A 12247-nucleotide genomic window follows, 5' to 3' on the forward strand; every position below is an offset into this window, starting at 1 on the left:
GCGTAGGATCGGGGTTGCTATGCCGTTGCCGTGACCGCGACCCGTACTGCCGAGCCTGCAGCCACGGTGCACCTGCCCAAAACCAGCGAAAGCGAGCAGCTGCTGCGTATCCGCCACTCCATGAGCCACGTGATGGCCATGGCGGTCCAGCGCCTCTTCCCCAAGGCCCAGGTGACCATCGGACCTTGGACCGAGAACGGCTTCTACTACGACTTCGATAACCCCGATCCCTTCACTGAGGCCGACCTCAAGGCCATCAAGAAGGAAATGATCAAGCTCATCAACAAGAAGCTTCCGCTGGAGCGTCTGGAGGTGAGCCGAGCGGAGGCCGAAAGCCGGATCCAGGCCCAGAACGAGCCCTACAAGCTGGAAATTCTGGCCGGGATCCAAGAACCCATCAGCCTTTACACCCTCGGCGAGGACTGGTGGGACCTCTGTGCAGGCCCCCACGTCAGCAACACCAAGGAACTGAATGCCAAGGCCTTTGACCTTGAGAGCGTCGCAGGCGCCTACTGGCGTGGCGACGAGAACAATGCCCAGCTGCAGAGGATCTACGGCACCGCCTGGGAAACCCCAGAACAGCTGAGCGAATACAAGCGCAGGCAAGAGGAAGCCAAGCGCCGGGACCACCGCCGGATCGGGACCGACCTCGACCTGTTCTCGATTGAGGACGAAGCCGGCGCTGGCTTGGTCTTCTGGCATCCCCGCGGCGCCCGCATGCGCCTCTTGATCGAGAACCTCTGGCGGGAGCTCCACTTCAACGCCGGCTACGAGCTGCTCTACACCCCCCACGTGGCTGACATCAGCCTCTGGAAGACGTCTGGCCACCTCGACTTCTACAGCGAGTCGATGTTTGGCCCGATGCAGGTGGACGAGCGGGAGTACCAGCTCAAGCCCATGAACTGCCCGTTCCACGTGCTGACCTACGCCAGCACCCTGCGCAGCTACCGCGAGCTACCGATCCGCTGGGCCGAGCTCGGGACGGTGTATCGCTACGAGCGTCCCGGTGTGATGCACGGCCTGATGCGGGTGCGGGGCTTCACCCAGGACGACGCCCACGTGTTCTGCCTGCCGGAGCAGATCAGCGACGAAATCCTGGCGATCCTGGATCTCACCGAACAGATCCTCTCGACCTTTGATTTCCGCAACTACGAAATCAACCTTTCCACCCGGCCTGAGAAGTCCATCGGCGAAGACGCGGTGTGGGATCTCGCCACCCAGGGCTTGATCGAAGCGCTGGAGCGCAAGGGATGGGCCTACAAGATCGACGAAGGCGGTGGTGCCTTCTACGGCCCCAAGATCGACCTCAAGATCGAGGACGCCATCGGCCGGATGTGGCAATGCTCCACGATCCAGCTGGACTTCAACCTGCCTGAACGCTTCGACCTGGAGTACGTGGCAGCGGACGGATCCAGGCAGCGGCCGATCATGATCCACCGCGCCATTTTTGGCTCACTGGAGCGGTTCTTCGGGATCATGACCGAGAACTACGCCGGTGACTTTCCCTTCTGGTTGGCACCCGAGCAGATCCGCCTGCTGCCAGTGACCGATGAGGTCGCCGGCTACGCCGAATCCGTCGCAGCGGCCCTGAAGGCGGCCGGCGTACGCGCCAGCGTGGATCACTCCGGTGACCGCCTGGGCAAGCTGATTCGCAATGGCGAACAGATGAAGATCCCCGTTCTGGGGGTGATCGGCGCCAAGGAGGCCGAAGGCGGGACCATCAGCCTGCGCAGCCGCCGGGAGGGCGACCTGGGCAGCATCGAGCTGGAGACCGTTGTGGCCGCTGCCAAGGAAGCGAATCAAGATCGGGAAGCGGGGCTCAAGATCAGCCCCCGCTGATCTCCGATGACCACGCTTCTAGCCGGTGATATTGGCGGCACGAAGACCCTGCTGGGCCTATACAGCGTCGAAGGAACGGCACTGATTCAAAAGGCCAGTCAGCGTTTCGTCTCGGCCGATTGGGCTGATTTCTCGGCCCTGGTCAATCACTTCCTCGACGGGGAGGCGTCCTGCTTGGAGCGACCTCGCCAGGCCTGTTTCGCGATTGCGGGTCCGGTGCGCCAGGGCCGGGTGAAACTCACGAACCTCCCGTGGCTGCTGGATGAGGTGGAACTGGCCCGCGCCTGCCAGCTCGAGGTGCTCGAGCTGGTCAACGACTTTGCCGTTCTGATCTATGGGCTGCCTCACCTGCAGCCAGAGCAACAGACGACCCTGCGGCAGCCGGCTGCGGGCGGCGGCGACCCCAAGGCGCCGATCGCGATTCTTGGGGCCGGGACCGGTCTGGGGGTAGCGATCGGAGTGCCCACGGCAGGGGGCTTGCAGGCCATGGCCAGCGAGGCCTCCCATGGCGAATTCGCCCCCTGCAACGAGGAGCAGTGGCAACTGAAGACCTGGTTGATGGCCGAGTTCGGTCTGCCGCGCCTCTCGATTGAACGGGTGGTGAGCGGCACGGGACTGGGCGACGTGATGCGCTGGCGCCTGGCCACCCATCCCGACGGACGCAACCATGCCCTGATGAAGACGGCCGACACCGAGTTGCCTGCTGCGACCGCTGCGGCCGCAGCGGCTGGCGATCCCCTCGCCCGCAAAGCCCTGGATCTCTGGCTGGAGGCCTACGGAAGCTGCGCAGGGGATCTTGCCCTGCAAAGCCTTTGCTATGGCGGGCTTTGGCTGGGAGGTGGCACAGCGGGCAAGCTTCTCGATGAGTTGCGCTCAGAGCGCTTCCTTGGGGCCTTCTTGAACAAAGGACGGCTCAACGCCGTTGTGGAACAAATCCCTGTCCACGCCTTGATCGACAGCGAGACTGGACTCTTCAGTGCCGCTTGCCGGGCTCGGCTGTTGAACGCCTGAGTGGGACACTGACCCCAGCAGAACAGAGCGCATGGCCCGCCCCCGCATTGGACAGGGGGTTGTGGTGGATGTCCCCGCCACAACAGCCAACTTGGGTCCCGGCTTTGATTGCCTCGGAGCGGCCCTGGATCTGAACAACCGCTTCGAGATGCGCTGCATCGAAGGCAGTGGCGAGCGGTTTGAACTGGTGATCGAAGGCAGCGAGGGATCGCACCTGCGGGGCGGCCCGGACAACCTCGTCTACCGCGCCGCCCAGCGGGTCTGGAAAGAAGCAGGGGAAGAGCCGATTGCTGTCGAAGCGCGGGTCCGCCTGGCGGTTCCACCAGCACGGGGACTGGGAAGCAGCGCCACAGCCATCGTGGCCGGCCTGATGGGGGCCAACGCGCTGATCGGCGAGAAGCTCAGTCGCGAGAAGCTGCTCGAGCTGGCGATCGACATTGAGGGGCACCCGGACAACGTGGTTCCTTCACTGCTCGGTGGCCTCTGCCTGACCGCTCGAGCCGCCTCCCATCGCTGGCGCGTGGTGCGTTGCGAATGGGACCCGAAGGTGATGGTGGTGGTGGCCATCCCGGCCATTCGTCTGTCCACGAGCGAAGCCAGACGGGTCATGCCGAAGGCCATCTCCATTCCCGATGCCGTGACCAACCTCGGATGCCTGACCTTGCTGCTGCAGGGACTACGCACCGGGAATGGCGACCTGATCGCCGATGGGATGCACGACCGCATCCACGAGCCCTATCGCTGGGGCTTGATCCAAGGGGGCCAGGAGGTGCGCGAGGCCGCCATGGCCGCGGGGGCCTGGGGCTGCGTCATCAGCGGCGCCGGGCCGAGCATCCTGGCCCTCTGCCCGGAAGACTCGGCGGTGGCCGTCAGCAAAACCATGGTTCGGGCCTGGGAGGGTGCTGGGGTGGCCTCCCGCTCCCAGGTGCTGCAGCTCCACCAGGCCGGAAGCCGCTGGGAGCACCTGCCCTCCTAGGCCACTCAACCTGAGTAGAAATGCCTAGACCAGATCGGTCTCACTGGTAGATTTCTTCCTTGATAGGCACCTCCCGTAGGAGGAGGGTTGAGTCCCTTGAGGGCTGAACCCAGATACGGGACATCGCCCTCGATACCCAAAAGCCGTGCACGCGATGGACGCCAACCTGCCCCTGATGGCCGCGTCCGCTGCGATTCCCGGCTCCGCGTTTGGAGACTCCGCCCTCGCCCAGGGAATGCTGGCGGCGCCAACAACCTTTCCCTGGCTCAGCCTGATCGCTCTGCTTCCGATCGCGATCGCACCGCTGGTGATGCTCCTGCCCGGTGATGGCACGGACCCCAAGCTCCCGCGAACAGTTGCCCTGACGACCCTGTTGGCTGACCTAGGGCTGATGCTCTACGTCTACAGCCAGCACTACGACGGCTCGATCGCGGGCCTGCAACTGGTTGAGCGTTTCGCCTGGGTTCCCGCCATCGGCCTGGAGTGGTCCCTCGCCACCGATGGACTCTCAGCCCCGCTGGTGGTGCTCTCTGGCTTGGTCACCCTGCTGTCGGTGGCCGCCAGCTGGAACATCAAGACCAAAACCCGGCTCTACTTCGCTTTGCTCCTGGTGCAGGCCTCTGCCCAGGCCTTGGTCTTCCTTTCCCAGGACTTCCTGCTCTTCTTCCTGGCCTGGGAGCTCGAATTGGTTCCTGTGTATCTGCTGATCGCCATCTGGGGCGGCCAGCAGCGTCAATACGCGGCCACCAAGTTCATCCTCTACACGGCGACGGCCTCGCTGTTGATCCTGTTGAGCGGCCTGGCCCTTGCCCTCAACGGTCCCTTCACCCTGAACCTGAGCGAACTGATTGCCCGCTCTCCAGGCGGCCTTTTCGGCCTGCTCTGTTACCTGGGATTCCTGGTGGGATTCGGCGTGAAACTGCCGATGTTCCCGCTCCACACCTGGCTTCCCGATGCCCACGGAGAAGCCAATGCACCGGTCTCGATGCTGCTGGCTGGGGTGCTGCTGAAGATGGGGGGCTACGCCCTGCTGCGCTTCAACGTGCAGATGTTGCCGGAAGCCCACCTGCAGCTGGCGCCCGCACTGATCGTTCTGGGCATCGTCAACATCGTCTACGGCGCCCTCAACGCCCTGGCCCAGGACAACGTCAAACGGCGTATCGCCTGTAGCTCCGTCAGCCACATGGGCTTCGTGCTGCTCGGCATCGGTGCCATCGACAGCCTGGGGATGAGCGGAGCAATGCTGCAGATGATCAGCCACGGACTGATCGCCGCCGCGATGTTCTTCGTGACCGGCGTGTTCTACGAGCGGACCAAAACCCTCTCGATCCCCAACATGGGGGGATTGGCGAAGGTTCTGCCGATCACCTTCGCCTTTTTTGTCGCCAGCTCCCTGGCCTCCCTGGCCCTGCCTGGCATGAGTGGATTCGTCAGTGAAATCACCGTGTTCCTTGGCGTGACGAGCAATGACGGCTTCACCGTGGGCTTCCGGGTGATCGCCGTTGTCCTGGCGGCCATCGGTGTGGTGTTGACCCCGATCTACCTGTTGAGCCTCTGCCGACGGGTGTTCTTTGGACCCCGGATCCCGGCGCTGGCGGTTCTCGGCGACATGAAGCCTAGGGAACTGGTCATTGGACTCACCCTGCTCGTCCCAACCCTCGTGATTGGCTTCTGGCCTCGAGTGGCGATTGATCTCTATGAGGCGACCACCACGGCCCTTGCCAACGACCTGGCGCAGCACGCCGTCGTGGCCCTTCGGCTACCCGCCCTCGGCTAATTCACCGCAGCGTCAGTCCCTGAGCTGGAATGGGCCGAACAAGGCCCTTTGCCTCAGCCCCGATGACTGTCAGCAGCGCTGCCAACGCTCAACCGGAGATCCTGCGGGGCGAAGGCCTGCCGAACTTTGAGGCGATCACCCCCGAGGCCGTCAGCGAGCACATCCCGGCGTTGATGCAGGCCCTGGAGAGCGAACTGGGGGACCTCGAGCAGTCTTTAGGCCAGAGACTCGAGCAAAACCAGACACTGAGCTGGAACGATGTGATGGCTCCACTGCAGCGGCTGGGTGAGCGGCTGCGCTGGAGCTGGGGTGTAGTCAGTCACCTCAACGGGGTCTGCAACAGCACAGAGCTGCGGGATGCCCATGCCAGCCAACAGGCCTCGGTTATCCAATTCGGCAACCGTGCTGGCCAGAGCCAGGTGATCTATCGCGCCCTGCAGCAACTCGAGGCGGGTCGCTCTGGCCTGGATGGCACCCAACAACGGATTCTCGATGCCGAACTTCGGGACATGAAGCTGCGCGGGGTCGGCCTCAGTGGCGCCAGCAAAGAGGCCTTCAACAGTGCCAGTCAGAGCTTGGCGGAACTCTCGACCCGCTTCGGCAACCATGTGCTCGATGCCACAAACAACTGGACCCTGCGACTGACGGACGCCGCCGAGGTCGAAGGTCTACCGGCAAGCCTGCTGGGGCAGTTGGCCCAAGCGGCACGCCAGGCCGGCGACGAGGACGCCAGTGCTGAGCAAGGGCCGTGGCTGATGGGGCTGGACATGCCCCGCTACGTCCCCTTCATGAAGTACAGCCGCAGGCGTGATCTGCGCGAGAAGGTCTACAAGGCCCACGTCAGCCGTGCCTCAGGTCAAGACGGCAGTGACCTCAACAACTGGCCGCTGATCGAAGAGATCCTGACGCTGCGCAGACAACAGGCGGAGCGGCTGGGGTTTGCCAACTGGGCGGAGTTGAGCATTGCCTCGAAGATGGCCGACTCCGAGCAGGCCGTGGAGTCGCTGCTGGAGGACCTGCGAGGCGCCGCCTACCCGATTGCCCAGCAGGAACTGCAGGCGCTTGCTAACTGCGCCCAAGCCCACGGCGCCCCAGAAGCGACTGAGTTGCAGCCCTGGGACATCAGCTACTGGGCTGAGATCCTTCGCCAAAAGAGTTTTGAACTCGACAGCGAAGCCCTAAGGCCCTGGTTCCCCCTCCCGCAGGTGCTCGATGGGCTGTTTGCCCTGAGCGAGCGACTGTTTGGAATCCGGATCGAGGCGGCCGATGGGGAGGCGCCGATCTGGCATCCGGATGTGCGTTTCTTCCGCATCCTCGAGCAAGGCCAACCCGTGGCTGGCTTCTACCTCGATCCCTACAGCCGTCCGGGCAGCAAGCGAGGTGGCGCCTGGATGGATGAATGCCTGGTGCGCTCCAAGGGCACTGACGGCAGCGTGGTCCTGCCGGTGGCCTACTTGATCTGCAACCAGAGTGCGCCGGTCGGAGAGACGCCGAGCCTGATGACCTTTGACGAGGTCGAGACCCTCTTCCATGAGTTCGGCCATGGTCTGCAGCACATGCTCACGAGCGTGGAGCACCCCCAGGCGGCCGGCATCAATGGCGTCGAGTGGGATGCCGTTGAACTGCCCAGCCAGTTCATGGAGAACTGGTGCTACGACCGCGCCACCCTGATGGGGATGGCCCGTCACTGGCAAACGGGTGAGGCCCTACCCGAGAGCGAATTCTCCAAACTGCTGGCCGCACGGACCTTCATGGGCGGTTCAGCGACCCTGCGTCAGGTGCACTTCGCCCTGGTGGACCTGCGTCTGCACAGCCAGTGGACGCCGGAGTCCGGTGTGACACCGGAGGCCCTCCGAAGGGAGATCGCTACCACCACCTCAGTGCTGGCCCCCATCGACGAGGACGCCTTCCTCTGCTCCTTCGGACACATCTTCGCCGGCGGCTATGCGGCGGGGTACTACTCCTACAAGTGGGCCGAGGTGCTCAGTGCCGATGCCTTCGCAGCCTTTGAGGACGTCGGCCTGGAGAACGAAGACCAAATTCGCGAGACCGGTCGCCGCTTCCGCAACACGGTCCTGAGCCTTGGCGGCAGCCTGGACCCCAAGCAGGTGTTTGAGGCCTTCCGGGGGCGTCAACCCAGTAGCGATGCTCTGATTCGCCACTCCGGCCTGGTAGCCGTCTAAGTCCAGGGCCTACAGGATGGGGGGAGATGGGCCGCCCCATGGCTTCAGGCTCCCCCCTCGCCTCCATTGCCGATCCCCTGCAGCTGGATCCGGACTGGTCCTGCGGCGTTCCGCTGCTCGCCTTTGAAGACGCCCTCGATCAGAGCGTCTTTCGCTCAGGCTTAACCCGATCGGATTGGCTTAAACGCCTCGCCCACCAGCTCCACAAGCCAAAGTTGCTGCCGCTGCTCTGGCTATTGCCCAAGGGCTGGAAATTGGCTCCGGCGGATTTGCCCCAGCGCTTGCAGACCCTGGGCGGACTCGTAGAGCGCGAACTGCTCACTCCGGCCCTGCTTGGGGCGGTGGCCGATGCGCTGCCCCACTTCCTCAATGGGGAACACGCCGCTGCCATGGGCCGTTGGCGCGGACAACAGGACGCCGACCTGCCCAGCAGCTTGGAGCAGCTCCTTCGGCTCAATCCATCAAGCACGGATCCAACAGACCCTCAAGTAGGCAACACAGAGGCCGAGCGCCTCAGCGGCGGGCTCATCTGGCGTAACGCCGGACTGCACCATGAACAGTCCGCCAGCGAGCGAGAGCGCAACGCACTGGCCGCCCGCGTGCTCAATCGCCTCGCAGCCAACGCGCTGGAGCAGGATCAGTGGCAAATCGATGGAGCCAACAGCTGCAGGGCCTGGTTCAGCCAGTTGCAGCAAGAGGGCTGGAGCCTTCAGGCCCAGCTGCGCGCCAGTGTGGCCAGCTTTGGACTTGGGGCAAGCCTGCCCAATCCAGAGGGGTGCAGCCAGGTGCCCTTGGCCCTCCCCATCCGCACTGGACTGCTTGGAGCGGGGGAGCAGGACATCCAGAGCTTGCTTCCCCACAGCTGTCTGGAGCTGGAATGGCGGCGGGGCAACGATCTCATCCGCCTGCAGTACTACCAGGGCACCGAGGGGCTCTGCGGTTGGGAAGCCCTCAACGATCTCCATCGTCCCTGGCAGAACGACCGAGAGAATGGAACGATCCGCTACTTGGGGGAGCCGTTCTGCGCTGAACGTCTCCTCGAGGTGATGGATCTCTGCGACATCATGGCCTTGATACACAACCAGCAGAGCGATGCCGATGCGCTCTGGCTTGGGGGATATGGGGCCTTGGGATTTTGCATCGATAGCTCTGCGGTGTTGCAACAGGCCATGGACGGACGCTGCGACCTCTTCCCCTGCCTGCTCGGGGCCATCTGGCGAGAACGACTCCTGCAGCGAGCCCGTGGACTGCAGCTACAGCACGAGTCACAGCACAGGGCCCGTGAGCGCTATTGCCGCGCCCTCACAGAGCTGCCCCACGATGGCTTTTGCTTTGCGGAGGGCAGCCGCGATGCCAAACGACGCCTCAAAGCCTCACAACCCCAAAGCAGCCCATTCCGGTTGACCCAGCAGGCCCTAGTCCTCTGACTCAATCGCCTGGACGATCTGCTCAACGACTGCCTCGCGGTGCAATTCAGCAAACGGGCCGCTCAAACCGTTGTGGTTCATGCCCTCAATCTCCCGCCGTTCGATGCGGGAGTGCTTTAGGGCTCGATTCCAATTCGACAGGGGGAGCAACGGTGATCGCCCCGGATAGGCAATGCGGCCAAAGGCCGCCACCGGGTCACGGCTCCCAATGATCATCGTGATTTTGGAGAGCTGGCTCAGCAGTTGATTGCCGCTGAACACGCCGCAGAAGCTGACGATGCTCACGGGAGCACGGCAAATGCGCCGGAGGTATTCCGCGACGCCCATCGCCATCTCCGCACCACCGCTGTATCCCACCAAAACGATGCGCTGGCCCTGATCAGGCCGAAACCCGACCTCCCCCAACCGCAACGCGATCTTGAGGGACAGCTCGTAATTCATGATCGGGCCGTAGCGGTGGTCCGAGGAAATCCCCACCTTGATCACGTTGTTGGCTTGAACCAAAACGGCAGCCAGCAGCTGGATCCAACCGTTGGGATGCTCCTCTTGCAGGGCAAACAAGCGACGCCAAAACCAGGCACTGCCGAGGTCTTGAGCCAGGGCCACGGGCAGAACGGTGTAGGCCTCTAAGCCCTTCACCAACCGGGTGGAGTGGTTGAGCTGCTGATCCAGCAATTGCAGAAAGGCCGAGACCCGCGGCGGATGATCGCGCTCCAGTTGGTGAATCCCATCGAGATACACCACAAAACAGCGATGCTCAGCCGCCGCAGGGGACGTGGGGAACAGGGCGGTGGGATCCGGGAGCCCCTCCAACCAGCCCTCCCAAAAGGCAAATTGCGTGACCAGGGAATAGATGCCAGCCGTCGGAATCAAGACCAACAGCAGCAAGCCAGACCAACGCAAGAGCAGGTTGATGTCGGCCCAATCAAAGACCGAGCGCAGGGCCAAAAGCACATGGCCCACACCAAACCAACTCACCCCCAGCCCCAAGGCCAGCACCAGCACAATGAAAGCGAGCCTCGAGCGAGTGCTGTGTTGCTGGGCTTGGATCGCCGCCTGCTGAGCGGGGGATGACCGGTTCATCACTCAAGCCCCATGGGCATCGGACAGTTGGGAGGCCAGGGTGCTGTATCCCGCCTGCCAGCTCTGGCGGAACAACAACCAGACAAGCAACACGGCAACGGCATAACCAGGAGTCGCCAGCAGCAAGGCCTCGCCGTAGGGCAGAGCGAAGCGCACATGCAACAACGACACCACGTTGAGGTGCATCAGCACCCAAATCGCAAAGCCGATGGTTTCACCGACATAGGGCGCGGCGACCAGCAAATAAAAGACCGCCGGCAGCAAACACACAGCCACCCCATCAATAAAGGCACTGGGGTGGACTGGAACACTGGCTCTTGTGGCCAGCAGAACCATGTCAATGGTGCTGCTCAAGAGAAAAGCCACCGAAAGCATCAGGCCATCAAGAATCAGATGGATGATGATTTGGCGGCGGTTGAGGCGATTGGCCAGGAGAGAAAAGACATGGGAGAGGGACATCGACAGTCCCACCACGAGCAACAAACCAAGGCCAACATCGGTTTGAACGAGCCAAGTACCGAGAGCGTCGAGTACTGCTTGGACTCCCATGCTTCAACTCCCCCGTCAACTAGCGGCCGGATGCAGCACGCAAGGCCGGCCGGTTCACAATCCAGATGACGTAGATGGAAAGAACAGCGCAATAGAAGCACCAGACCGAATTAAACGTGGCGCTATAGGTCAACCAGGTCAGGAAGATCGAGACAAAGATCAGGACCCCAAACAATTTGACGGCCTTATCAGAGAGGGCAATCAAGGGGAGAACAATGAAGCCCCAATACGCCAGCTCACCCACGGGCTCCGTGTTGACGAAGTTATGGATAATGCTGTGCAGATTGGAGACGTCATAGAGCAGACGACCGTTGCTGTGGACCGCAGGCTGCAGAGCGGGAGGGTTAAACAACACGGGCAAGTAGAAGGCAATGCCCAAGACCGTTGCCACAATCGCGACCCAGCGCAGCCGTTGTTGCAGCCCCTTTGAATCCGTCGATCGACTGATGGACCAGGCGCTCCAGGGAATCCAGATCATCCAGAAGCAGTAGGCGAAAAAGAGGAAGCCCAGCCCCGCCAGGGTGCTCAACGGCTCCACTCCGCCTTGGTCAATCGCGGTCCACTCCAGACCCTCAACAAACTGTTGGACCCCAAAGAAAAAGGGCACCAGCGCCAGTGGGATGTAATCCCGTTTTCCTGTCTTCTGTGCGACGTGGGTGCTGTAGAGCCCCAACGGCATCAAAACCGCCGATGCCGTGAAACTGGCGGAGGCTGAAAAGCACATAGGGGGCCTTCAAACTTTGCCTACCCATAGACACGCTTCCCTCGAGCGACAACGGCCGTGATGGGAAATGTTGTGGCTAAGGCGCCAGCAATTCCTCAGCCAATGTTGCGATCGCCCGTGGATTCACGATGAGTTGCCGGTGGGTCCAAACGGGCAGGGCCTGCCGCGGCCCCTGGGGCAGAACCGCCCGCCAACCAGGAAACACCGTGATGTCCGTGCGGCTGTACAAACTGACGCACTGCAAGCCATCCAAATGATGCTTCCCCGCATCGAGATCCCGCAGGAGTGCGCTGCCGATCTTCATGTCAGCAATGCCTGCAAAGGGCCAGCGAGGAACCAACTGCGCCGTCAATGTTCCCTGCTGTGGACTGCCTAAACAGACCAGACGGCGCGTTCGCCGAACCCCGTCCCACTCCTGCAGCCAGGTGCGCGCAATCACACCACCCATCGAGAACCCGAAGAGATCGAGCTCTCTCTCAGCACCAAAGCGCCCTTGAATCAAGCGATCCAATTGCGCGGCGAGCTGACGAATGGGCGTGGCGCCCAGGCGATGGGGCAAGTGGGGTGCAAAGAGCTCCAGGTCTGGCTGACGCTCGAGCAGCGCCTGCTCGAGCCGGCGAAACAAACGGGGGGTGTCCCACAACCCATGCAGCAGCACCAGAGGACGCTTGGTCATCG

Annotated in this window: 10 protein-coding genes; 6 read left to right on the top strand and 4 right to left on the bottom strand. The window is 62.7% G+C overall.

What is annotated here, in order from left to right; translation table 11 throughout:
• Nucleotides 1-120: 120 nt before the first annotated feature.
• From thrS to ACXIQ9_RS01810, 6 genes are all read left to right on the top strand, one after another.
• Entirely contained in the window at nucleotides 121-1839 is a 1719-nt protein-coding gene (gene thrS, locus ACXIQ9_RS01785) for a threonine--tRNA ligase (RefSeq protein WP_459015783.1), read from the top strand.
• A 6-nt stretch (nucleotides 1840-1845) separates the two neighbouring features.
• Nucleotides 1846-2850, top strand: a complete 1005-nt coding sequence (gene glk / locus ACXIQ9_RS01790) for a glucokinase (RefSeq protein WP_459015220.1) — start codon at nucleotides 1846-1848, stop codon at nucleotides 2848-2850.
• Between the two features lie 31 nt (nucleotides 2851-2881).
• Entirely contained in the window at nucleotides 2882-3826 is a 945-nt protein-coding gene (thrB, locus tag ACXIQ9_RS01795; RefSeq protein WP_247478072.1) for a homoserine kinase, read from the top strand.
• 154 nt (nucleotides 3827-3980) lie between these two features.
• Entirely contained in the window at nucleotides 3981-5603 is a 1623-nt protein-coding gene (locus tag ACXIQ9_RS01800; protein ID WP_010316748.1) for an NAD(P)H-quinone oxidoreductase subunit 4, read from the top strand.
• 62 nt (nucleotides 5604-5665) lie between these two features.
• Nucleotides 5666-7786 carry a M3 family metallopeptidase gene (locus ACXIQ9_RS01805; protein WP_459015223.1) on the top strand — a complete coding sequence of 707 codons (2121 nt, stop codon included), beginning with the start codon at nucleotides 5666-5668 and terminating at the stop codon, nucleotides 7784-7786.
• Between the two features lie 38 nt (nucleotides 7787-7824).
• Nucleotides 7825-9213 carry a hypothetical protein gene (locus ACXIQ9_RS01810; RefSeq protein WP_459015225.1) on the top strand — a complete coding sequence of 463 codons (1389 nt, stop codon included), beginning with the start codon at nucleotides 7825-7827 and terminating at the stop codon, nucleotides 9211-9213.
• Here ACXIQ9_RS01810 and ACXIQ9_RS01815 read toward each other — a convergent pair.
• From ACXIQ9_RS01815 to ACXIQ9_RS01830, 4 genes are all read right to left on the bottom strand, one after another.
• Nucleotides 9202-10296, bottom strand: a complete 1095-nt coding sequence (locus ACXIQ9_RS01815) for an alpha/beta hydrolase family protein (RefSeq protein ID WP_296416431.1) — start codon at nucleotides 10294-10296, stop codon at nucleotides 9202-9204. The two genes, ACXIQ9_RS01810 and ACXIQ9_RS01815, sit on opposite strands and share 12 nt — an antisense overlap.
• Before the next feature lie 3 nt (nucleotides 10297-10299).
• A complete protein-coding gene (locus tag ACXIQ9_RS01820; protein WP_296416430.1) occupies nucleotides 10300-10845 on the bottom strand; it encodes a hypothetical protein in 546 nt (181 codons plus the stop codon).
• Nucleotides 10846-10864: 19 nt separating this feature from the next.
• Entirely contained in the window at nucleotides 10865-11569 is a 705-nt protein-coding gene (locus ACXIQ9_RS01825) for a DUF6629 family protein (RefSeq protein WP_296416429.1), read from the bottom strand.
• Between the two features lie 76 nt (nucleotides 11570-11645).
• The gene (locus tag ACXIQ9_RS01830; RefSeq protein ID WP_459015228.1) at nucleotides 11646-12245 is read right to left on the bottom strand and encodes an esterase/lipase family protein; all 600 of its coding nucleotides are present in this window, start codon (nucleotides 12243-12245) and stop codon (nucleotides 11646-11648) included.
• Nucleotides 12246-12247: the final 2 nt, after the last annotated feature.

This window comes from Synechococcus sp. LTW-G, from assembly GCF_054459035.1.

Coding starts and splice junctions, on each gene's coding strand:
- ACXIQ9_RS01815 (WP_296416431.1), bottom strand. CDS start 10,296: ATGAACCGGTCATCCCCCGCTCAGCAGGCGGCGATCCAAGCCCAGCAA.
- ACXIQ9_RS01830 (WP_459015228.1), bottom strand. CDS start 12,245: ATGACCAAGCGTCCTCTGGTGCTGCTGCATGGGTTGTGGGACACCCCC.
- glk (WP_459015220.1), top strand. CDS start 1,846: ATGACCACGCTTCTAGCCGGTGATATTGGCGGCACGAAGACCCTGCTG.
- thrB (WP_247478072.1), top strand. CDS start 2,882: ATGGCCCGCCCCCGCATTGGACAGGGGGTTGTGGTGGATGTCCCCGCC.
- ACXIQ9_RS01805 (WP_459015223.1), top strand. CDS start 5,666: ATGACTGTCAGCAGCGCTGCCAACGCTCAACCGGAGATCCTGCGGGGC.
- thrS (WP_459015783.1), top strand. CDS start 121: ATGAGCCACGTGATGGCCATGGCGGTCCAGCGCCTCTTCCCCAAGGCC.
- ACXIQ9_RS01820 (WP_296416430.1), bottom strand. CDS start 10,845: ATGGGAGTCCAAGCAGTACTCGACGCTCTCGGTACTTGGCTCGTTCAA.
- ACXIQ9_RS01810 (WP_459015225.1), top strand. CDS start 7,825: ATGGCTTCAGGCTCCCCCCTCGCCTCCATTGCCGATCCCCTGCAGCTG.
- ACXIQ9_RS01800 (WP_010316748.1), top strand. CDS start 3,981: ATGGACGCCAACCTGCCCCTGATGGCCGCGTCCGCTGCGATTCCCGGC.
- ACXIQ9_RS01825 (WP_296416429.1), bottom strand. CDS start 11,569: ATGTGCTTTTCAGCCTCCGCCAGTTTCACGGCATCGGCGGTTTTGATG.